A 22,543-nucleotide genomic window follows, 5' to 3' on the forward strand; every position below is an offset into this window, starting at 1 on the left:
AGTACCGGGAAAGGAGTTTGCTACTGGCCTGCGGAGCAGCCGCCGGCATAGCCGCGGTATTTAACGCGCCCATTGCCGGGGTCATCTTTGCCATTGAAATTCTGCTTACGGAAACCATTGTCAGTTATTTCATTCCTCTTATGATTGCCGCTGTAACCGGGGCCCTTTGTTCAAGGATCATTTTGCAGGAATCCATCCTGTTCAATTTCCGGTTGCGGGAAGCCTTCGATTACAATAATGTACCCTTTTACATACTACTCGGATTTGCCGCCGGCTTTCTTTCACTTTATTATGCCCGCATTTTTAAAGGAACAGAAAAGAAAATGCACGGAATGAATCCGCACCCTTACCAGAGAGCCGTGCTGGCCGGACTTTTCCTGGTTGTTTTGATGGCGGTATTTCCCCCGCTTTTTGGTGAAGGCTACAATACGATTTCATTCCTTGCCAGTGGTAACCCATCCGGTATAGTAGAAAAATTTATCGGCAGGGACTACCTGAATGAATGGGGCCTGCTATTTTTTGCCGGTGCCATCCTGCTGCTAAAACCCGTTGCAACCGGTATTACACTGGGCGGTGGTGGCAATGGCGGAAATTTTGCGCCTTCGCTTTTTGTCGGTGCTTACCTGGGCTTCTTTGTTTCAAGGCTTGCCAATAATACCAAGTGGCTGCATTTGCCCGAAGCTAATTTCAGCCTGGTAGGTATGGCAGGTGTTTTAAGTGGTGTCATGTATTGCCCGCTAACGGCCATCTTCCTGATTGCGGAAATTACCAACGGGTATGAACTGTTTATTCCGCTTATGCTGGTTTCTGCCATCTCCTTTTTTATAGTGAAACACTATGAACCCTATTCCATGGAAACCAAGCAACCTGCCCTGGAAGGAAGGATTTTTACCCATCGCAAAGAAGATAATATCCTGAGCCAGTTAAAAGTGGCCGATTTCCGGCTTGAACTATACGATACCATCCAGGCAGACCAAAGCCTGGCCGACCTGGTAAACCTGATCAATCAATCGAACCGAAATCTCTTTGCCGTAACAGATAAGGAAAACCGGTTTACCGGAATTGTTGAACTAAATGACCTTAAGGGCCGCCTGTTTGACCCGGCTGGCCTTGCTGAAACCAGTATTAAGCCCTATGTAAAAAAGGCCCCCGCTTACATTACACCGGAGGACCCGATGAAAAAAGTAATGGAAAAAATGGACAATACCCAAAGCTGGTACCTTCCCGTGCTGAATGCTGATAAACTATTTTTAGGTTTTCTTTCCAAAACCAGCATATTTGAAAAATACAGGGAGGCGCTGGCCAACCAGGCTGATTTATATACCTGAATCAGTTACACCAAAAACTACTAGTATGGGAAAAGCTCGTCGGTTTATAAAATGGTTTTTGTGGGATCGGTTTAACCTGCAGGGAGACGCAGCTGCCCCCGAGGAAAGTATCGACTCCTTTAAACGAAATGTTGATTTTAAAGGCACCAATTTATGGATCCTGATTTTTGCCATTTTTATAGCCTCAATTGGTCTCAATGTTAACTCCACTGCGGTTATTATCGGCGCCATGTTAATTTCTCCATTGATGGGGCCTATCATGGGGTTTGGGCTAGGCATCAGCATCAATGATTTTCAGCTCGTAAAACGGGCCATCCGAAACCTGGGTGTTGCCGTATTTATCAGCATCTGCACCTCTACGCTTTATTTTTGGTTAAGCCCTATCAGCGATGCACAATCAGAATTACTGGCAAGAACCTCGCCCAATCTGTATGATGTGTTAATTGCTTTTTTTGGCGGGCTTTCAGGTGTGGTGGCCGGTACCAGGAAGGAAAAAAGTAATGTTATACCGGGCGTTGCCATAGCAACTGCATTAATGCCGCCACTCTGTACGGCAGGTTATGGAATTGCAACGGGTCAGTGGCAGTTTTTTATGGGCGCATTTTACCTGTTTATCATCAACAGCGTGTTTATCAGTTTGTCCGTTATTCTTCTTATCAGGTTTTTGAATTTTCCTAAAATCAGTTATATACATGAATCGGAACGGATACGGGTAAGAAATTATATCTGGATCATTACCCTGCTCACCCTTCTACCCAGCATTTATTTTGCCTACCGGGTGGTGGAGAAAAATATTTACACTAAGAACGCCCATCGTTTTATTGAACATGAAATGCAGTTTACGGAAGCAACCCTACTGCGCCAAAAGATCGACCCTTCACTTCAGCAAATAGAATTAGTATATGTTGGTATTACTGTACCCGACAGTGTTATTGCGCTGCGTAAGCAGGAGCTGCCAAAGTATGAATTGAGTGGAACTGAACTTTCCATCCGTCAGATCGGCATTACCGACAGTGCCAGAATTGCCCAGTTAAAAGCCTCCCTTACCAAAGAAGACCAGGGCAGCGAGCTGACCAAAGCAAATTCGGAACGTATACAGGAACTGGAAACCCAGTTGAAAGCTTACCGGCAAACAGAAATCGATCGCAAAAACCTGTATACGGAAGCCCGGGCTATTCAGCCACAGGTAAAAGGGCTGGCCGTGGAACAAACCCTGCTTCAATTACCCGACAATAAGTCGGATACCCTTACCCTGGTTTACCTGGAGCTGAATCGGAAACTAACCGTTCAGGAAAGCAGGCAGCTGCATAAATGGCTGGAAGCCAGGTTGAAAACCGACCGGTTTAAGACAATCGGGCAACCTGCGTTGCCCTGATACATTCTTTTTAATCAATTTATAATTAATCTTAAACCGCCGTTAGCAGCTATTCTACCTAATTTTACAGGTGAACTACTTGCAACAGTATTATGCATGATATCAGTATATTATTGGTTGAAGACGAAAAGAAGATCGCTGAAACCCTGAAAAAAGGCCTGGAAGAACAGAATTACCAGGTAGAAATTGCCGGCGATGGAGATACGGGCCGCCTCTTATTTGACAATCAGAATTACGACCTCATTTTACTGGATATAAACCTGCCCGGCATGAATGGGTATGAATTACTGCAGCATATCAGGGGGGTAAACCAACAGGTACCAGTGCTGATGTTAACCGCGTTGGGCAGTACGGAAGATAAAATAGAAGGCTTTAATTCCGGCGCAGATGACTATATTGTAAAACCCTTTGATTTTGCGGAACTGGTAGTGCGTATCAGGGCATTGATAAAGCGGGCCCAGCAGGCTGCACCGGTCGGTAAAAGTTTACGTATCAACGACCTGGTAATCAACCTAGACAGCAAAGAAGTATCAAGAGCAGGCAAACCCATTCAGCTGACCGCCAAAGAATTTCAGTTACTTGAATATATGATCCGAAATAAAAACCGGGTGGTATCCAGGGCTGATATTGCGTTAAATGTTTGGGATATTGATTTTGATACGGGTACCAATGTAATTGATGTATACGTCAATTTTCTGCGGAAAAAAATTGACCGCGATTATGAACAAAAACTAATTCATACGCAGGTAGGTATGGGTTATGTTTTGAAAGAAAACGCCTGATTTGACCATTCGTATTAAAATAACACTGCTGTTTTCAGTTCTGGTAACAGTGCTGTTATTGGCTACTTCCTTTTCCGTTTTTTATTTTTCATCCCTGGAACGATCCTCCGTTTTTAAGCAACGATTATCCGGAAGGGCCCATAATGCATCGCAGCTATTCACTATTTTAGGAGATACCAGCCAGGCATTGCTGCAGAAAATTGATGCCAGTAATGCCCGTTTTTTTACCAGGAAATCTATCCGGATCTATTCGCCGGAGAAAGAACCGCTCTATGTATTTAATACGGCCCCGGAGGATGAGTTCAATGTATCGGCCGGTGTAATAAATGATATAATCAGTAAGAAAGAACTATCCTTCAAAATAGGCGATCGTGATGCTTTTGGACAATACCTTAAAACCAGCCGGCAATCCATTGTTATTATTGTAACGGCGTATGATTCAGACGGGCATAAATGGTTATCGGACCTTAAAAAAATTCTTGCCCTTACCATGCTTGCCGGAATATTATTGAGTATTCTGATCGGTCGCTTGTTTTCCCGTCAGTTGATTAAACCGGTTACCAATATTATTGAGGAGGTTAATAATATATCAACGCATAACCTTTCGCAGCGGATAGACGCCGGCAGTGGGCAGGATGAACTTTTTCAACTCGCTAATACCTTCAATGACCTGCTCAACAGGATGCAGGAATCCTTTGCCATTCAGCGCAGGTTTATTTCCAACGCTTCGCATGAACTGTCTACCCCGCTTACCTCGATCTCTTCTCAACTGGAAGTAACCCTTCAGAAACAGCGCACGGAAGAGGAATATAAGCTGGTAATGATCTCTATCCAGGAAGATGTGCAGCAAATGCGTGAGCTTACCAAAAGCCTGCTGGAAATCGCTAAAACCGGCCATAAGGGCAGTATTGAACTGGACGATGTGCGGCTGGATGAAGTGATACTTAAAGTAACAGGCGCGGTTAAAAAACTTTCACCCGCTTACCAGATCCAATTAAATTTTGAAGAATTTCCGGATGATGAAAGTACCTGTATGGTGTTCGGCAATGCCGACCTGCTTTTCAGTGCATTGAAAAATATAGTAGAGAACGGTTGTAAATATTCGCCGGATCATACCAGCCAGATCCAACTCAGGTTCACCGATAAAGAGCTGATTACTGAAATTTCTAACCAGGGCGATATTATTGCACAGGAGGAGATCGAACATATTTTCCTGCCTTTTTACCGGTCGCCTACTAATGCCCATCAGAAAGGGTTTGGCTTAGGACTGGCCCTTGCTAAAAGAATTATCAGCCTGCATAAAGGACAACTGGACGTTCATAGCAATGCAGAAACAGGTACTGTATTCCGCGTACTGCTTCCTACTGCAGGATCTTTTCGGTAAGTTTCTTCCCTTTTAATATTGTTTTAATCTGCATTTAATCAGGTCTTAATACCCAGTTACCATATTTGAATACTTCAATTTGTGCAACTATGGTAACTATAATTATTCCCGCTCTGAACGAGGCACATACAATTGCTCAGGTGGTGAAATACTGCCTTTCGAAGCCGGTAGTATCCCAGGTGATTGTGGTGGATGATCAGTCGGTGGATAATACGGTTATGCTGGCAAAGGAGGCGGGAGCGGAGATTATTCTGAGTGCAGTACGGGGCAAAGGAATTTCAATGAAAGAGGGTATTCAGGCAGCACGGAATGAGCACCTGATATTTCTTGACGGTGATATTGAGTACCCGGATGATACGATTGATTTATTAGCACGGCCATTGCTTGAAAACGAAGCAGACTTTGTTAAAGCTACTTTTTCAAGGAATGCCGGCCGGGTAACGGAATTGGTAGCCAAACCCTTGTTGAGTATTTTTTACCCGGGGCTGGCACATTTCAGTCAACCCTTAAGTGGAATGATTGCTGGGCGGAAACAGTTCTTTGCAAGAATAGATTTTTTCCAGGATTACGGGGTAGACATCGGCATTCTTATCGATATGTTTTTAATGCGTGCCCGCATATTGGAAGTTGCCATCGGCCATATTGAAAACAAAAGTAAACCCTGGCATGCGCTGGGTAAAATGAGCCGCGAAGTAACCAGGGCCATAATAATGAAAGCCATGCGGCAAAAGAATGAGCTGGTGAACCTGAACGAGCTGGAACTGGTGAACCTGATTTCTTCTGAAATGAAATCCGTGATGGAAGATCAGGTAACTCATATGAAAAAGATGGTGGTCTTTGATATGGACCATACCATACTGAAAGGAAGTTTTATTGAAGCCTGTGCAGACAAATACGGATTTCGCAAAGAGTATGACCTTATTAAGCAGCACGAACGGGATGCTTCTGCGCTCACCAAACGGGTTTCCTTGCTGCTGAAAGGTTTGAGCATGGACGACCTGTTGCAGACTGCGACGGAAATTCCTATGATTGAAGACATACAGGCGGTGGTTGGCTTGCTCAAACAACGAGGTTACCTGGTAGGTATTGTAAGCGAGAGCTATCACCTGATTACTGAATATGTAAAAAATAAAATTGGGGCTGATTTTTGTTTATCGAACCAGCTGGAATATTTCGAAGGAAAGGCAACCGGGGAGGTTCGGATACCTTCCTATTTTTATCATACAGAAGAAAGCAGCTGTTCTCATCCCATCTGCAAAACCAATGCGTTACGCCACCTTTCCAAGCGGTATGAAATTCCTCTGGAAAACTCTGTTGCTGTAGCAGATGGTGAAAACGACCTCTGCATCATTGAACAGGCAGGGGTTGGCATTGCTTTTTGTACCACCAATGAACTGGTTCGTTTTGTAGCAGATGGAGAAATCAATGAACCGGCATTTTCTAAAGTATTACAGTATGCCAATTAAGTTGCGGATATGGAAAAATTATTAAAACAAATACTGGTAGTGGTTGATTTTTCCGGCAAAAGCAGGCAGATACTGGAAAGCATTATTCCAATGGCGAATGAACTGAAATGTGATATCCATCTCCTATACATCAGCCAGCCTTCTGTTCTGCCATTTACCATTAATGCCCAGCAGGTGATAGCTGTAAAATCAGACCAGGTTGCCTGGGCAACCAGCCGGATGATGGCCTTACAGGGAGAGTTCATCCATCTTATGGATAAGGGCCGGTTTATCTACAGTCATGTTGCGGAAGGTAGTATGGAAAGAACCATCCGCACCTTTACTATGAAACACGAAATTGATCTCACTATCCTCACCTATCGCCGGCGTTTTGCCTGGAGTAAATGGCTGAACCGGATCAATATTAACCGTTTGACAAAAAAAATCCAATGCCCGATTTTAAATATTCCTGAATCTACTTCCATTCATCAGATAAGGAATATTGTGTTGCCTGTAACCAATGTATTACCACTTCGCAAAATAATGTTTGCCAGTTACCTGGCTCAATACCACGATGCCCGCATTCATTTAGTTGCGTTAAAAGAAAACCAGGAGGGAGAGGAGAGTTCGGATAATTCCTACCTCTATAAATCGTACCAGTTGCTCCGGGATAATACCGACCTGGCTATTGAATGCCACCCGGTTAACGGGGAAAACATAGCCAATACCACGCTGCAGTATGCAGAAAAAGTAAATGCCGATCTGATTGTGGTACAACCCGGCAAAGAGGCAGAATTACCGGGCTTATTAAACAGTATTTTTTCACGCTTTTTATTCTCAGCTTCACGCATACCGGTGATGGCTGTTTAAATAAAACAAAACAAGAGTAACAATGAGAAATCTATTGATCGCTGGATTTTCGGTGATAGCCTGTTCCGCAGCAGGACAGTCGATTGAAGAGGCAAAACAACATCTTTACCACGATCGGCTTCAGAGTGCTGAACAAATTCTACAACAGGTATTACCGCAGGAAAAAGAAGCCTATTACTGGCTGGCAGAAGTATACCGGGAAGACAATAAAGTTGACAAAGCAAAATCTTTACTGAATTCCGGTACAGATATATTAAGTGCGCACCCCTTGAATAAAGTAGCGTATGGTAGTGTGCTGCTGGCAGAAAATCAGGCAGCAGAAGCAAAAGCCCAGTTTGAGCAGGCGTTGAAAGATGCCAATCGGAAAACAGAAACAGCGGTACTGAAAGCCATTGCCCGGGCAAATGTAGAAAACAAGGCAGGTGATGCACAGGCCGCCCTGGATGCAATAAGCCAGATAAAAGAAAAAAGCCTGGATGCAGAAGCTATAACACTAAGAGGTGATGCTTACCGAAAATTAAACCAGGGAAGTGAGGCAGCCAAAGCGTATATGGAAGCCCTGCTGAAAGATGAAAAATATGCACAGGCGGCCTATAATCTTGCTAAAATATACCTGACGCAGCAGAACAGCGAACTCTTTCTGCGGTATTTTAACCAGGCCATTGCTGCCGACCCGAAATTTGCAGCCGCCTATTACGAGCTTTATTATTACTATTATTTCCGCGATGTAAACAAGGCCAGGGAATACCTGGATCTTTATGTTGCCAATACGGATCCTTCCATCGAACATCAGTATATGAAAATGGACCTGATGTATGCGTCTGCAAAGTACGACGAAGCCATATCAGGCGCCAATGCTATCCTGGAAAAAGAAGGGGAGGAAGCCAGGCCCAGGATTTATAAATTATTAGCCTATAGTTACGATGCCAAAGGCGATTCCAGTAAAGCCTTTGAATTGCTCAATACCTATTTTGCCAAAGAGGCAGACAGTAATTTAGTTGCCAAGGATTTTGACCTGCAGGCAAAACTCTATAAAAAAATGAACCAGGATTCTCTGGCAGCCTTGTCCTGGAAAAAAGCCATAGCCGTTGATACGGTCGTAAATTATAAGCTGGAATACATGCAACAACTGGCCCAGCTTTTTAAAGAAAAGAACGATCGCAGTGCAGAAGCTACCTGGCTGGGTACTATTTATGCGACCAAGGCAGAACCGAATAACCTCGATCTCTATAACTGGGGTTTGGCACACTACGCGGCTGCAGAGTTTCAACAGGCAGATACCGTATTTGGCAAGTACACGGAAAAATACCCCGACCAGGTCTATGGGTTTTACTGGAGAGCTAAAAGCCGTGCACAAATAGATACCACGATGGAACAGGGCTTAGCTGTAAATGACTATAAAAAAGTTGCGGAAATAGCAGAAGCAGATAAAGAAAAAAACAAGAGTCTCCTGATACAGGCATACGGTTACCTGGGTGCTTATGAAGCCAACGTAACGAAGGACTATGCAGCAGCTTTGAGTTGGTTTGAAAAGATACTGGTCGTTCAACCCGATAACAACGATGCACAAAAATTTGCAGATATTCTAAAGAAATGGATCGAAGAAGGTAAAGGCCAGGCCAAGGCCGAATAAACGCATACTCTTTTTCTCAAACCGCAAGGTTGGTTTTTTGGGTGTGGCCCCTCTTTTCAAGGAGGGGCATTTTTTATACCAGTATACCCAGCAATAAACAGCTTATAACAATAACAGGAGAAGGAAGACGTGTATAATGAAGCGTAACCCAGGTACCAACGATTACAGCCAGGTTCATCCAGCCATGGTCTGCCCATTCAGGCACCGGAATATCTTTAAGCATATAAAGTGTAGATGCAACCAGGAAACCAACAACCGACGCATTAATACCCTCCAGGGCACGAAAAATAATAGCGTATTTTTTCAGGTTATTCCAGATCGGGAAAAAAAACAGCACTAATAAAAGGCTGGGTAAGAAAATAGCTATGGTTCCTATAAAACAACCCAGGATCTGCCAACCCGTTCCCCTATCGCTCATGGAAATTCCGCCCATATAGGTAGCAATCGAAAAAACCGGCCCGGGCATGGCTCTTACTATACCTGCTCCAGTATAAAAATCATCTCGCGTAATTCTTATCACATTGGGATTTCGTTGCATTACTTTTTCCGATTCGGGCCGAACAACAAATTGTTCATACATCATAGCTACCAATACCTGTCCACCGCCAAAAACAATGCTTCCAAAGCGATAGGTATTTTCAAACAGGTTAATTGGCCGGCGGTTCTGCCAGTTATTTTTACGGGCTGTTTCGGATACCAGTCCGGCAACCAGAAAAACTAAAACAAATAACCAGATATTGGCCCATTTTATTTTTTTTCGATTTCCTTCTCCCTGGGGAAAACGACGATCACTCAGGTTCGTTACAAAACCACCTACCACAATCAGCAGTGGTATCATCCAGGGAATTTTAAAAAACACAAAACTCAGGCTTGCACTGGCTACCAGGATAACACGGGTAATGGTATTATGGATGGCCAGCCGGAAAGCTACCGTAGATGCATAGGCCAGGAATCCGATGGTCATGGGCGCAACGTATTTAAATACATCGTGCTGCAGTTCTTTATCATTAAAATAACGCAGGAGGAAGGAAAGCGCCCCCATCAGTAAACTGGCCGGAAATATCCAAACCAGTAAAGTAAGTATGGCAAGCGGTATTCCCCCCCGCTTATAACCCACCAGTGTTAGCACCTGGGTGGAAGAGGCGCCGGGAAGCATTTGGCAAAATGCGTTATAATCCAACAGTTCTTCGTTGGAAATATCTTTCCGTTCATGTACAAAGGTTTTCAGCATCATCCCGAAATGACCCTGCGGACCGCCGAATGCTGTCAGACTGTGCAGAAATACTGCTTTTAAAAAGGGGATATGCCGAACTAATACCATGGTGCTACTACTGATTTACCTACCGCAAATTTTTTGATACGGGCAATATTCGCATTTTTCCCGTCGAACTGTTTGGTCAAATGGCTGATTGCGATTAAAAATTTCCTCTACCGTTTCCTGCAGCTTTGTCATCAGTTCCGGAACAAGATCGCGTATGTTGCCTACTTCTAATTTCGACTTGCTGCCGGATTCTTCGAATCGCCAGTCGAATTCCGTTCCCTCTTTCCGCATGGATCGTACATCATACAAACCGGCCTGCATATTTATTTCGCCCCGGTGTGCAGTCATCCAGGAACGTTCACCCAAGTCTTCGCGCAATGGGCGTTGGGGGGGGGTGACTGCCAGCTCCTGGATTTTACGGCGAAGCAATTCTGCATACAACAGGGTTTGCAGGGCTGCTTTGTTTCGGTCTGCCCGATCACGTAAAAACATTGCTTCCACGGAGCGAAACTCTTTTTTATCGCCGCCGGTTTTATAATCAATAATACGGAATACCCCGTTTTTGTAATCAACCCGGTCGATATAACCGCCCAGGCGTATGGTCCATTTTTCTCCCTCCACGGTAAGTAGCAGGGGATGTGAAATTTTCAACTCCTGTTCCAGCAATTCAAAGGGAGCCCAGGTTTCATCCTGTTTTAAAATCTCCCGGAGATAGGTGCGTACCACTTCTTCCACCACTCGCAGGGTACCGGTATACTCAATTTTATGCGTTCGGTCTTTTGCCAGCTCATGTCCTAAGGCCTCCAGTAAATAATGATCAACCTGGCTTCTCAGCCATTCAAAGTCTGCTTTTTCCACCCGCTTGTTCTGTTTCTTTTCCTCCAGTGCACGGTACATAAATTCTATGGCCCGGTGAAGCAGGTTTCCTAAAACACGGGGGGAGATCTCTTCTTCCAGTTCTTCCGGTTCTCGGATAGCTTGTACCTGTTGAAAATAAAAACGCAGCCGACATTCAAGATACGTATTAATAGCAGAGGGGCTCAGCATCATTTTATCCGATGCATATTTCCGCATCGTTTTCATGACAGACTCGTCTTTTTCAATAACGATAGGTGGTTTGGCGCGGGGTATTACTTCCAACCGAACAGATTTCCTGATCAGTGGAATATTGGTTTCATATTCGAGCTGGGTTAAAAACCGGCTTTGTTCAGCCAGCCCTTTTTCATCCACCGTGGAATTATATAAACAGGTTACCTGCTCAGCGCGCTGCAGTAACCGATAAAATACATACGCAAAGATAGCGTCCTGATTTTCCAGTACACTAAGCCCGTAGGCACGTCGCACGCTATCCGGAATAAAAGTAGGAGCTGCCGCTTTTTTGGGTAAAATACCTTCATTTACATTAAGCAGGATAATATGCTTAAAATCCAGGGCGCGGCTCTCCAGCAGTCCCATTATCTGCAGGCCTTTCAACGGTTCACCCTCTAACGGTACGGATTGAGCGCGCATTACCTGTAACAGAATATCTCCGACAAAGGAACTGCTCAGTTCCTGTTGAAAATTTCCCAAAAGATCTTCCAGCCTGTTCAGTTGTAGCTGGGCTGCCAGTAGAAGCTGGGCATCGAGGCCGTTAGGTATGTCCAAATCGGGTAATGCGGTCTGCATTTCTATTATTTCCCGAACCAGCGAAACAAGGTCCAAAGGATGAGCTATTAGTTCCATTGCTTTTCGCAAGCGGTTATCCTGCAGGTTTGCCCAGGTAAGAGCCGGAATACTTACCAGTGATTTTTGCTGGATGGTTGCGGCCAGCTCCCTGGCTTCCGGCAACTGAAATAAATAAGGATGCTGTACCAATTGTAAGAGGGGCTTGTAATAAACCGATCGCCCCTTGTTCTGCTGCAGTGATTCCTGAAGCTGTACAATGGTTTGAATAAGGGAATAAAGCGGTGATTGCAGCAAACCGTAACCCATCGTAATATTAACTTCCTGAAGTCCGTCGGGTAATGCGTGCAGTACAGGTAACAATTGATTTTCATCTGCCAGCAGTACAGCTGTTTGTTCCGGTTCTTCCGGTAGGTTAGGAATTTCTTTTAATAATGCGGGCAGCATCCGAACCTGTGCCGCATTGCCTTCTGCAGCAATTAACCGGATAGGACGATCAGATCGGCGAATATTATTTTCGGTAGGGAGCTGGTTCTTAAACAGATCCAGGTTGCGGCGGAGAAACCGACCAGCTTCCTGCAATTCATCTTCCAGGTAATGTATATCAACATCAAAGTAAAACAAGGCTTTTTCTTCGTCCTGCCATTTTTTAAAGACCTGTAATTCGGCCCTGTTCAACGCATTGAATCCAACAAATACCAGTTTTTTCCACCGGCCCGGAAAATCAGTTCGTTCATAGGTTCCTGTTACCAGGTTCCGGTAGATCATACCGGTGGTTATGAGTCCGCGTTGAACCAGTTTTTCACGAAACAGCGCAAAAACAGCCGGCAGGTTTTTCCATAACTGGAGAAAACGTTCTTTTTGCTGACTCAGTTTTTGAATAGAAAAATTCTTCCAAAAATTCTGGAGATAAGTAAGCTGCTCTTCCGTTAAATAATCCAGGCCCTGATCTATAGCTGCCAGGTCTGCCAGGTTTGCGTACAGATCTTTTATGGCAACAATATTCGATTCCAGTTCCGTAAAATCGTTCAGCAGGATTTCGCCAAGTGGATAAAAGCGTTCATACGAAACTACCTGAACCCCATCTTTCTCCAATACTTCTCTATAGGATTCATATAATAGAAAGGAACAAAGCAGGCGATCGGCCGGTAACGCCGTGGTAGATTCCTGAATAAATTCATGAATGGTAAAAATATCCGGGCTCCAAACGGGCAAATCGAGCTGCTTTCCAAGGTATTGCCGGAAATAAATAGCCGGTCGTTTATTCGGAAAAACAATTGCACAATCTGCAATGGATTTTCCGAATTGCCGGAATAAATCGGAAGCTACTGTTTCAAGAAAACTCATACCTTTTTATTACACGTTACCCAAATAAATTTCCCTGGTGACCGGCTAATGCGTGCAGGGGCACGAGCGATTGGTTATAGCCATAATAAATAAATGCCTGGATAGAAGGATATCCCATTTGCTGCAATAAATCCTTGTACTGTTTCAATTGTTTACCATGAGCACTGGCAGCTTCCTGGGTAAACTTGAAATCGAGCAAAATAGTTTCTTTTTCACCTACCAGGATTTTATCAGGCCGTCGAATTGATCCGCCGGGCAGTAAAATTGCTTTCTCGCTCAACATTTTATAGCTGCCGGAAAACCAGGAGGATAACTGGGGATGTTGCAATGCCTGCAGTACAAATTCTTTAACCGCCTGCCATTGCATACCGGTTAGTATTCCTTCCAGTTGCATCCTTTTCAAACAGTTCTCCAATTCGGCCTGTCCGTTAATCCGTGACAATGCCAGGTGGGCCAGTTGTCCTATTTTCTGTTTATCAGAATAGCCTGCCTGTAAAACCTGTGCCGTTTTTCCGGGTTCGCGGATTGCTTTCACATGAAATCCAAGCGGCGACTGCAGGGGAATCTGTAATTCATTTGCCCTGTCTGGAACAGCGCCGGCCGATTCCAGGGAGCCTTCTACAAGAAAGGGATTTTGTTGTTGGACGCCCTGGTAAAGCAAGTCGGCAATGGTCGACATTCCTTTTTCCTCAACCGATCTGGAAGGAAGCGGAGCCATCATATAAATTCCCTGCCTGGCCCGGGTTAAGGCTACATATAATAAATTCAGTGCGTCCATCCTGCTCATGAGCATTTCTTCAAAGTATTCATAGGCAAAGACTGTTTTACCCAGGGAACTATTTATGTCTACCGGTAATACTTCCAAACCTGCGTCATCCTGGTTCCAATCGCACCATAATAATCCTTTATCAGATTTTAGCTTCCAGTCGGCATAGGGCAGGATAACGATATCAAATGCCAGTCCTTTGGACTTATGAATCGTCATTACCTGGATGGCATTGTCGCCCGAAGCAAGCGGCAGGGCCTTGGTTTCCCCTTCCTCCTGCCACCAGCTTATAAAATCGCGGACAGACGGTTTGCCTTTACTGCTAAAGGAATTTACAAGATCGCGAAATGCCAGTACATACGCCTGTTCACTGGCCCATTCATCGAGTTGAAACTGGCTGATGAGCAGCTCTGTTGCTTCGTACAAGGACAATTGCAGCAAGAGTGGCTTTTCTTTTGCAAAAGCAGCAGGTAGCAGTGCCAGCTGATGATTGATTTCTTTTCGGTATAAGGAGGGCTGGCTGATATCCATTCCTAATCGAAGGGCATTCGACTGGATCAGTTCTACACGGGCAATATCATCTTTTTCATTCAGGAGAAAACGGAATGCAGCAATAATTAACTGTATCGCAGGAGATGCACTAATCAGCAAGGCATCGGATGAAATGAGGTTATAATCACGGGCACGGGCAACCGAACTTTGTTTATATTCAAGCAGCAGGCTGATCACTCTTCTTGCATCTGCATTGTTCCGGGTTAAGATAGTGAGCTGTCCGGGTTTTACCTGCTGATCGATCAGCAGTTCATCGACCAATGCACACAGGCGGCTTTCTGCAGCGGGTTTCCAGGAGGAGGCGGCGCGGGCCTCTTCTTTTTCATAAAACCTGATATCCACTGCTCCGCCCGGTTTACAGGTGGCGGGTTTTTCCTGAATGGCATCCTGGTAGGCTTCTTCAATAATTGAAAAATAGCGGTTGCCCTGCAATTTTTTCAACATCTGTTCATCATTCACCTCGCTCATTTCACGAATAAAATCCTGCTGTAACAGGGCGGGTATGGTACCAAACAGGGTATTGTTAAAGTCGATGATAGCGGCTCTACTTCGGTAATTTTCCTGAAGGCTGGCTTCATAAACCAATTCTTTACCAATATCCTGTTTTACCTGGCTTTGGAGCAAGCGCCAATCGCCGTTTCTCCACCGGTAAATAGACTGTTTCACATCGCCTACAATCAGGTTAAAGTCACCCACTGCCACGGACTGTTCAATCAGGGGTTTAAAATTCTCCCACTGAAAGCGGCTTGTATCCTGGAACTCATCCAGTAGAAAATGCTGGTAGCGATTTCCTATTTTTTCATAAATAAAAGGTGCTTCATTATCTTTTACCAGTTCCCGTAAAAGTTGCTGGGTATCGGAGATCAGTAGTACATTATTATCGCGCCGGTATTCGCTTAATTGTTCAGCCAGAATTCGCAGCAGGCTGAGATTATTCAGTTTTCGAAGTACTGCTACCGAGGTCTGGTACATGAGTTCATGTTCCTTGTAAAAATCAATCGCCTGGCGCAGGTAGGTATTTAGTTCGGGGTAGGCCTGTTCTACCCGGTCTTTGGTGGCAGGGTCGGTTTTGGCGGCCGTCCATTTAGGTAAATTATCCAGTGCTTCCAGGACGGTTTTGGTGGGCGCAAAATCTTTTCGCTGAATTTTATTGAAATAGTTAATAAAGCCTTTTTCGCCGCGGGAAAAATCAGTGAAGTGTAGGCCGGCAGTTTTTAGAACATCAAGGGCTTTTTCTGCCCATTCCTGCATGTTCAACTCTACCTGTTTCTGCTGTTGTTGACGGTTTTTTTTGATGGCGTCAAAAGCGGGCGCAGGGTCTTCCAACTGCCGCATATTTTGTTCAAACCGATAAAATCTTTCCTGAAAAATTTCACCTGCAAGGCTGAGTAGTTCAGCGCGGAAGTCCCAGTTTTGTCCCGCTTCAATTCGTTCCAGGGCAATATTCTTTACCCAGTTGAGTAAGACCTGGTTCGTTTCCAGTAATTCAAAAAGCCGGTCTGCCAGTTCTTCCTTTACTGTATCCTGGTTTAGTTGTAATTCAAAACCCGCGTCCAATCCAATTTCAAATGCGAAGGACCGGATCACTTGTTGAACGAAACTGTCGATGGTATTTACCGAAAACTTGGCATAATCATGCAGGATCCTGCGGTAAATCTTATCTGCTGCTGCCTGCAGTGTTGCTGCATCTTTGAGAGAAGGGTTTCTTTCCTGCAGGATAGCTGCATAAGGTGTTGGATATCCGAGCGCAATTTTTTTTAATTCTCCAAGAATCCGTTCTTTCATTTCTTCCGTAGCCTTGTTGGTAAAGGTTACTGCCAGGATTTCTCGGTATTTATGTGGGTATTCAAAAACCAGGCAGAGGTATTCCGATGCCAGCAAAAAAGTTTTGCCAGATCCGGCGGAAGCCCTATAAATATGCAGGGGTTTTGTAGGCAGCATGCAGCGCTGAATAATCTTGTCAAACTTATTGATTAAATGGCAGGCAGCTTGCCTATGCTGCCATTTATTTGAAGAAAGGCTAAGTACCTTTGTAAAATGATGCACTGGAATACATGTTTTTCAAATGCCCGGTTTGGGCAGGAGTATAAATCAGATCAACCCAGAACGGCCTATGAACGGGATTTTGACCGCTTGATTTTTTCCGCAGCATTTCGCCGCTTGCAGGATAAAACCCAGGTATTTCCCTTACCCGGACCGGTGTTGGTGCATAACCGGCTCACGCATTCGCTGGAAGTAGCAAGTGTAGGACGTTCTTTGGGTAAGCTAGTGGGACAAAAACTTGCAGCATTCCCGTTGGAGGAGGAAGCCCGGGAGTTTTACAGTACTGAACTATCGAGTGTAATTGCTGCGGCCTGCCTGGCGCATGATATTGGAAATCCTTCCTTTGGTCATTCCGGTGAATCGGCTATTTCGGCCTATTTTTCGGAAGCAGCGCAGGAATCCATTAATGGAAGCAGTTTACAGGCGCATTTTAGTGCGGCTGAATGGCAGGATCTTACCCGATTTGAGGGCAACGCAAATTCTTTCCGGATTCTTACCCATCATTATGCCAACCGGCAGGAGGGGGGGTATCAATTAACCTATAGCACCCTGGCGGCAATTGCAAAATATCCCTGTGAATCATTGGCTGCAGATGGTACAGCGGTGCATCGGAAGAAATACGGATTCTTTCAATCGGAGAAAGCCGGTTTCCAGAAACTGGCTGCCATGCTTGGGATGGAAATGGAGCAGGCGGGGCCTCTTTGTTATCAGCGGCATCCTTTCGTATACCTGGTAGAAGCTGCCGATGACATCTGTTACCGTGTAATTGATTGGGAAGATGCTCATCGGTTAGGCATATTAGATAGTGCCACGGCTATTGAGGCATTGTTGAAATTACTGGAAGCGGGTAGGGGTAACCGGATGGAAGGGATCTATACTACCTTGGGTTCTTTGAAGGAGGATGCCCGGGAACAGCTGGCTTTTTTACGGGCCATGTGTATCAATTTACTGGTGCAGGCATGTGTAGACATCTTCCTGTTACGTGAATCCGATATACTAACAGGAACGTATAACCGATCTTTACTGGATGATGTGGAACCTGCAATAGCGGTTGCCTTGAAAGAAATAAACCGTATAACGGTGAAGCGCATTTACAACCATGAATCCGTGGTGAAGATAGAGTTAGCCGGGTACGAGGTAATGCATTCTTTATTAAGTCATTTTATTCCAGCGGTGCTTAATGAGAAGGCCAGTCATCGTGAAAAAAAGGTTTTACAGTTATTGCCTGCTCAATTCCGGGAGGAAGGCAGTACTCCTTATGGGAAAGCCTTAAATGTGGTTGATTTTATTGCCGGCATGACAGATTCCTACGCTATGGAATTGTATAAGAATCTGCGTGGAATTAGTTTGCCGATACATAGGTGAGGTGGGAATACGGAGAAGGAGGGTGAAAGAAAAAGCAACTGTTTTATTGTTTAAACTTTAAATTTATTTTCTCCCCTCCCCGTACTCTTTCCACAACAAATCAGCCAGTTTTCTAGCCAGCACCCAGCCTTCATTAGAAGATTCCCAGCTGGTATCCTGTTGATTCTTGGTGATGATGGAAAAAATATAGGGTCCTTTGGGGGCCATTACCAACAGGGTTTCACTACGGGAAGCATCTACTGCGCCATTTTTCGACGCAATAAAGATGGTGGGGGGATGCACGGAAATGGCTTCTTCGTCCCAAAAGTTTCTACCCATGATCCGGAGCATGCGATCGGAAGCCTCCTTACTCACCAGCGATCCCTTGTAGATGCGCTCCATAAGTTCCACCATTTCTTTGGGAGTGGTTTGTCCCCATCCGTACAGTTGCTGATTTTCTTTTCTACCGGGTGTTCGGGAATTAACCCGGGTGTATTTAAATCCAAGTTCTTCGAGCAGCCGGTTAATTTCTGTACCGGTTCCTGCCAGAGACTGTAACCATAAGCTGGCGGTATTATCGCTGGTGGTCATCATCAGCATAATAACCTTAGCGAGTTGAATGGTTTCTCCGTCTTTAAAGGAGCCTAGTATATCTTCTCCTGCATAAAGCAAAGAGTCGCGGTAAATAAGGGGTTGATGGTAGGCAAGTTCCTTTTGTTCTATTTTTTGCATAATTCCCAGCAGGATAGGAATTTTAATCATACTGGCCGTCGGAAACAGGGTATCTGCCTGGAAGGCTGCAGTCTTTCCGCTCGGAAGATGTTTGATATAGATGCCGACCTCGCCTTTGAATTCCGCCGTTAATTGGCGCAGGCGGGCTTCCAGTTTTTTATCTGTTTTTTGCGAAATAGCAGGGAAGGCCGTACAAAGAAGCAGTAAAAGCTTCATTGTTATGCCAGCAGCAGCTTGTTGTAGCATAGCTTGGATTGATTTTGACCAGGAGCACCCGGTTATTTATAATACCCGTTTTTTTCAATTTCAATGCGTACCGGATCGGGAACAAGGTAATGAATATCCTTTCCGGTTCTGATTTGTTCCCGAATATAGGTGGCCGAAATATCGAGGAGAGGGGCCTTAACCTCCGTAATCCGGGCAGGTAAGGAACTGGCAACCGGAAAACCAGGCCGGGGATAAACATACAGTGCATGCCGCTCCAGGAGGGTAGGGGCATTTTTCCAATTATGTAAATTCTGTAATCCATCACTTCCCATTACCAGGCTGAATGCATGCTGGGGAAATTTTTCTTCCAGGTAGACCAGGGTATCAATAGTATAGGAGGGGCGGGGTAGGTGAAATTCAATATCTGTTACTTTAAGTCGGTCTATGCCCTGTACAGCTAGTTTCGCCAAATGCAGGCGGTGGTATTCGTTAAGCAGGGAATTGGATGGCTTGAACGGGTTCTGAGGAGAAATAACCAGCCAAACCTGTTGAAGATCAGTCTGATAAGCCATCTGGTGGGCAATAATACAATGCCCTGTATGAATGGGATTAAAAGAGCCAAAATACAGACCTATTTTCATGCTGCCTATACTAATTCTTCCACAAAAATATTGCGCGCCTCATCCAGGCGGAGGCTTAGGTTGTAGCCTGATACGGTTATGGCTATCGGATCGCCCAAGGGTGCAATTTGTTCCACCCTTATTTTTTCGCCGGGTACACAGCCCATTTCCATCAGCTTTAAAAATATTTCATTGTTTTCAAAGCTTTTTATCACGACCGTACGGCCGATTCCTATATCAGATAATCGTTTCATACTAACTTCACCAAAACTAAGACCGCCCATTCAATTTGTTTTACGAATTAAGGAAATGATGAACAAAGCTACCGATAATATATCCTTCCACTACATGAGTTCTGGATTTAGATTCCCTCATAGAAACCACTGTAAATCATTTTTGTTGCAACTCTTTAAGAAAGAAAAAAAATCGCTTGAGCTGTTAAACTATATTTTTTGTACCGATGAATACCTGCTGGATATTAACCGAAGCTTTCTTCAACACGATTATTACACAGATATCATAACCTTTGAACTGGCAGAGAAAGGAGAACCTACCCAAGGGGAAGTGTATATAAGTATTGACAGGGTTCGTGATAATGCCAAACTGCACGGGCAATCTTTTCAAAGAGAACTACACCGGGTTATCTTCCATGGCGCCCTTCATCTTTGCGGTTACCGGGATAAAACAAAAAAAGAAGAAACCTTGATGCGACAGAAGGAAGAAGAATACCTATCCTATTATTTTAAAGGCTAAGCATCCGTATTTTAACTGTTCCACGTGAAACATATCTTCTTTATGAACGATTAATACTCCTCTAATGTTTTACCATCCCCCTAACTTCTCTTTAAACATCCTTTTAAACACCTACCGGAGCCGCCCATAGTTTTGCACCAGCAGAAGCTTCGGGACAAAGCCATCAAACTCCCCGGTTTTCCATCAAATAACCACAAAAACCTCCCAGTCCCGTCAAGCTCAAGCACCGAACCCTCCCAGACAACCTCCAACACAACCTACCAAACATACTACCAACGCATATCTCCTTACCTTATTCTACTATCACCATCCGCCAACACCCATCCTTCTGCTTTATAGTTCCTTCTCCATTATCCATATTCCTTTGTTTCTTCCCCTTCTCCAACCAATATTCTTTCATACACAAACCTTCCCCTCATCGAAAGAACTCATCTATCCTCGCGGTTCCAACTGCCTTCATTCATTCCACCCATTCCCTATCTTCCTTCTCCTTTTCCCGTCTTCCACCCCATCACCCTTCACATTACCCCTCTGCTGCACCCATCTTCTCCGGTTCCCCTTCCCCGTCATCCATTCCATGTTCCACGTGAAACACTCCCCTCCAATTCTCCCCACTTCAACGTACTTTTGCAACTTAAATCTTTAGAATGTTTCCTGCGTATGATGTTATTGTAGTTGGGGCCGGACATGCTGGTTGCGAAGCCGCGGCTGCAGCTGCAAATCTCGGTAGTAAAGTGTTGTTGGTTACGATGAATATGCAAACCATTGCACAGATGAGCTGTAACCCGGCAATGGGTGGAATTGCAAAGGGACAAATAGTTAGAGAAATTGACGCCCTCGGCGGTTATTCAGGCATTGTTACCGACCGGTCTACTATTCAATTCAGAATGCTGAATCAATCCAAAGGTCCGGCTATGTGGAGCCCCCGTGCACAAAATGACCGTATGCTTTTCGCAAGTACCTGGAGAGAACTACTGGAACAAACCCCTAATGTTGACTTCTACCAGGATATGGTAAAGCAGTTACTTATTAAAAACAACAGCGTAATTGGCGTTGAAACAGGGTTGGGCCACGCAATACACGCTAAAGCAGTAGTGGTTACCAGCGGAACCTTCCTGAATGGCGTAATACATATTGGTGAAAAAACCTTTGGTGGTGGTCGTGTTGCAGAAAAAGCAGCAACCGGAATTACTGAACAATTAGTAAGCCTGGGGTTTGAAGCAGATCGCCTAAAAACCGGTACCCCCCCAAGAATAGACGGCAGAAGTTTGGATTATTCAAAAATGGAAGAACAAAAAGGCGACGACACCATCGTTGGATTCAGTTACCTGCCCCAACAACTGGTAAAAGCCCCCGAACAAAGAAGCTGTCATATCACTTATACCAATTCAAAAACACACGAACTTTTAAAAACCGGCTTTGACCGAAGCCCGATGTACACCGGCCGCATCGAAGGAGTAGGACCGCGCTATTGCCCCAGTATCGAAGACAAAATAAACCGCTTCGCCGATCGGGAAAGACACCAGATTTTTGTAGAACCAGAAGGCTGGAATACCGTTGAAATATATGTAAACGGTTTCTCTACTTCACTTCCAGAAGAAGTTCAATACGATGCGCTTCGTACTGTGCCTGGTTTTGAAAACTCCAGAATATTCCGACCTGGTTATGCCATTGAATACGACTATTTTCCACCCACACAATTACAGTATTCACTGGAAACAAAGTTGGTTCCGAATTTATTCTTTGCCGGACAAATAAACGGAACAACCGGTTATGAAGAAGCGGCTTGTCAGGGATTGATGGCTGGTATCAACGCACACCAGCGTGCACGCGAACTCGAACCAGTTATACTGCAAAGAAGTGAAGCATATATCGGCGTGTTGATCGACGACCTGATTAGTAAGGGAACTGATGAGCCTTATCGAATGTTTACAAGCAGAGCAGAATTCAGAACACTGCTAAGACAAGATAATGCAGATTTACGTTTAACAGAATTGAGCTACAGACTTGGACTTGCATCTCAGGAAAGAATGGATAAAGTTGTCAATAAAAGAAACAATGTTGGTGGCAATCAAAAAAATATTGCAGGACCTAAATGTAGAACCAGAACAAATTAATCCATACTTCGAAAAAATAGGCTCTGCGTTAATTACAGAAAAACAAAAAGCTGCAAAAATTATACTCAGACCGAACGTTGATCTTCCCTCTCTGATGCAATACATACCCGCATTAAAAGAAGCCCTTACTAATTTTGATGTAGACAGTATTGAGCAATCTGAAATTCAAATAAAATATGAAAGGTATATTGAGAAAGAACAGGAAATAGCAACGCGTATGAGTCAAATGGAAAACACACAAATTCCAGATGCATTTGATTACGATCGTGTAGCAGCACTGTCAAATGAAGCCTTACAAAAATTTAAAAGAATACGTCCACGT

General features: G+C 44.5%; 16 protein-coding genes and 1 pseudogene. 11 read left to right on the forward strand and 6 right to left on the reverse strand.

Annotated features, from left to right (window positions below; genetic code table 11):
* The 7 genes from A1D16_RS17440 to A1D16_RS17470 form a co-directional block, all read left to right on the forward strand.
* A partial coding sequence (locus tag A1D16_RS17440; protein ID WP_290711863.1) for a chloride channel protein occupies positions 1-1,328 on the forward strand: 1,328 nt, incomplete at its 5' end.
* 25 nt (positions 1,329-1,353) lie between these two features.
* On the forward strand, positions 1,354-2,703 hold the full coding sequence (locus tag A1D16_RS17445) for a TIGR00341 family protein (protein WP_290711865.1): 1,350 nt from the start codon (positions 1,354-1,356) through the stop codon (positions 2,701-2,703).
* A gap of 92 nt (positions 2,704-2,795) precedes the next feature.
* Positions 2,796-3,485 (forward strand): response regulator transcription factor, encoded by a 690-nt coding sequence (locus tag A1D16_RS17450; protein ID WP_290711867.1) that lies wholly within the window; start codon positions 2,796-2,798, stop codon positions 3,483-3,485.
* Between the two features lies 1 nt (position 3,486).
* Positions 3,487-4,869, forward strand: a complete 1,383-nt coding sequence (locus A1D16_RS17455) for an ATP-binding protein (protein WP_290711869.1) — start codon at positions 3,487-3,489, stop codon at positions 4,867-4,869.
* An 89-nt stretch (positions 4,870-4,958) separates the two neighbouring features.
* A complete protein-coding gene (locus A1D16_RS17460) occupies positions 4,959-6,335 on the forward strand; it encodes an HAD-IB family phosphatase (protein WP_290711871.1) in 1,377 nt (458 codons plus the stop codon).
* Positions 6,336-6,344: 9 nt separating this feature from the next.
* Complete coding sequence (locus A1D16_RS17465) at positions 6,345-7,184, forward strand: universal stress protein (protein WP_290711873.1); 840 nt, start codon at positions 6,345-6,347, stop codon at positions 7,182-7,184.
* A gap of 22 nt (positions 7,185-7,206) precedes the next feature.
* Positions 7,207-8,817 carry a tetratricopeptide repeat protein gene (locus A1D16_RS17470; RefSeq protein ID WP_290711875.1) on the forward strand — a complete coding sequence of 537 codons (1,611 nt, stop codon included), beginning with the start codon at positions 7,207-7,209 and terminating at the stop codon, positions 8,815-8,817.
* Between the two features lie 73 nt (positions 8,818-8,890).
* Here A1D16_RS17470 and chrA read toward each other — a convergent pair whose 3' ends face one another.
* From chrA to A1D16_RS17485, 3 genes are read right to left on the reverse strand one after another with little or no spacing between them, the layout of a single operon-like run.
* Positions 8,891-10,138 (reverse strand): chromate efflux transporter, encoded by a 1,248-nt coding sequence (chrA, locus tag A1D16_RS17475; RefSeq protein WP_290711877.1) that lies wholly within the window; start codon positions 10,136-10,138, stop codon positions 8,891-8,893.
* Positions 10,139-10,153: 15 nt separating this feature from the next.
* Positions 10,154-13,087: a PD-(D/E)XK nuclease family protein gene (locus A1D16_RS17480; protein WP_290711879.1), complete on the reverse strand. Its 2,934-nt coding sequence runs from the start codon at positions 13,085-13,087 to the stop codon at positions 10,154-10,156.
* A gap of 16 nt (positions 13,088-13,103) precedes the next feature.
* Positions 13,104-16,346, reverse strand: a complete 3,243-nt coding sequence (locus A1D16_RS17485) for a UvrD-helicase domain-containing protein (protein ID WP_290711881.1) — start codon at positions 16,344-16,346, stop codon at positions 13,104-13,106.
* A gap of 96 nt (positions 16,347-16,442) precedes the next feature.
* Here A1D16_RS17485 and dgt point away from each other — a divergent pair, with 96 nt between their 5' ends.
* A complete protein-coding gene (gene dgt / locus A1D16_RS17490; protein ID WP_290711883.1) occupies positions 16,443-17,813 on the forward strand; it encodes a dGTP triphosphohydrolase in 1,371 nt (456 codons plus the stop codon).
* A 63-nt stretch (positions 17,814-17,876) separates the two neighbouring features.
* On the opposite strand, the gene A1D16_RS17495 is transcribed toward dgt, so the two are convergent.
* Genes A1D16_RS17495 through A1D16_RS17505 form a run of 3 tightly spaced genes read right to left on the reverse strand, consistent with a single transcriptional unit; the run spans position 17,877 to position 19,635 of the window.
* Entirely contained in the window at positions 17,877-18,770 is an 894-nt protein-coding gene (locus A1D16_RS17495) for a serine hydrolase (protein ID WP_290711885.1), read from the reverse strand.
* A gap of 32 nt (positions 18,771-18,802) precedes the next feature.
* Entirely contained in the window at positions 18,803-19,372 is a 570-nt protein-coding gene (gene nadD, locus A1D16_RS17500; protein ID WP_290711887.1) for a nicotinate (nicotinamide) nucleotide adenylyltransferase, read from the reverse strand.
* A 5-nt stretch (positions 19,373-19,377) separates the two neighbouring features.
* Positions 19,378-19,635 carry a FeoA family protein gene (locus A1D16_RS17505; protein ID WP_290711889.1) on the reverse strand — a complete coding sequence of 86 codons (258 nt, stop codon included), beginning with the start codon at positions 19,633-19,635 and terminating at the stop codon, positions 19,378-19,380.
* A 115-nt stretch (positions 19,636-19,750) separates the two neighbouring features.
* Here A1D16_RS17505 and ybeY point away from each other — a divergent pair, with 115 nt between their 5' ends.
* From ybeY to A1D16_RS17520, 3 genes and pseudogenes are all read left to right on the forward strand, one after another.
* On the forward strand, positions 19,751-20,104 hold the full coding sequence (ybeY, locus tag A1D16_RS17510; RefSeq protein WP_366206997.1) for an rRNA maturation RNase YbeY: 354 nt from the start codon (positions 19,751-19,753) through the stop codon (positions 20,102-20,104).
* A 647-nt stretch (positions 20,105-20,751) separates the two neighbouring features.
* Positions 20,752-22,221, forward strand: a complete 1,470-nt coding sequence (mnmG, locus tag A1D16_RS17515) for a tRNA uridine-5-carboxymethylaminomethyl(34) synthesis enzyme MnmG (protein WP_290711893.1) — start codon at positions 20,752-20,754, stop codon at positions 22,219-22,221.
* A pseudogene (locus A1D16_RS17520) lies at positions 22,169-22,543 on the forward strand (tRNA uridine-5-carboxymethylaminomethyl(34) synthesis enzyme MnmG); the annotation flags it as partial. The gene mnmG and the pseudogene A1D16_RS17520, both read left to right, overlap by 53 nt.

The organism is Flavihumibacter sp. CACIAM 22H1, from assembly GCF_001601815.1.
In the GTDB taxonomy this organism is placed as follows: Bacteria; Bacteroidota; Bacteroidia; order Chitinophagales; family Chitinophagaceae; genus Flavihumibacter.

Coding starts and splice junctions, on each gene's coding strand:
- A1D16_RS17445 (WP_290711865.1), top strand. CDS start 1,354: ATGGGAAAAGCTCGTCGGTTTATAAAATGGTTTTTGTGGGATCGGTTT.
- A1D16_RS17450 (WP_290711867.1), top strand. CDS start 2,796: ATGCATGATATCAGTATATTATTGGTTGAAGACGAAAAGAAGATCGCT.
- A1D16_RS17460 (WP_290711871.1), top strand. CDS start 4,959: ATGGTAACTATAATTATTCCCGCTCTGAACGAGGCACATACAATTGCT.
- A1D16_RS17465 (WP_290711873.1), top strand. CDS start 6,345: ATGGAAAAATTATTAAAACAAATACTGGTAGTGGTTGATTTTTCCGGC.
- A1D16_RS17470 (WP_290711875.1), top strand. CDS start 7,207: ATGAGAAATCTATTGATCGCTGGATTTTCGGTGATAGCCTGTTCCGCA.
- chrA (WP_290711877.1), bottom strand. CDS start 10,138: ATGGTATTAGTTCGGCATATCCCCTTTTTAAAAGCAGTATTTCTGCAC.
- A1D16_RS17480 (WP_290711879.1), bottom strand. CDS start 13,087: ATGAGTTTTCTTGAAACAGTAGCTTCCGATTTATTCCGGCAATTCGGA.
- A1D16_RS17485 (WP_290711881.1), bottom strand. CDS start 16,346: ATGCTGCCTACAAAACCCCTGCATATTTATAGGGCTTCCGCCGGATCT.
- dgt (WP_290711883.1), top strand. CDS start 16,443: ATGATGCACTGGAATACATGTTTTTCAAATGCCCGGTTTGGGCAGGAG.
- A1D16_RS17495 (WP_290711885.1), bottom strand. CDS start 18,770: ATGCTACAACAAGCTGCTGCTGGCATAACAATGAAGCTTTTACTGCTT.
- nadD (WP_290711887.1), bottom strand. CDS start 19,372: ATGAAAATAGGTCTGTATTTTGGCTCTTTTAATCCCATTCATACAGGG.
- A1D16_RS17505 (WP_290711889.1), bottom strand. CDS start 19,635: ATGGGCGGTCTTAGTTTTGGTGAAGTTAGTATGAAACGATTATCTGAT.
- mnmG (WP_290711893.1), top strand. CDS start 20,752: ATGTTTCCTGCGTATGATGTTATTGTAGTTGGGGCCGGACATGCTGGT.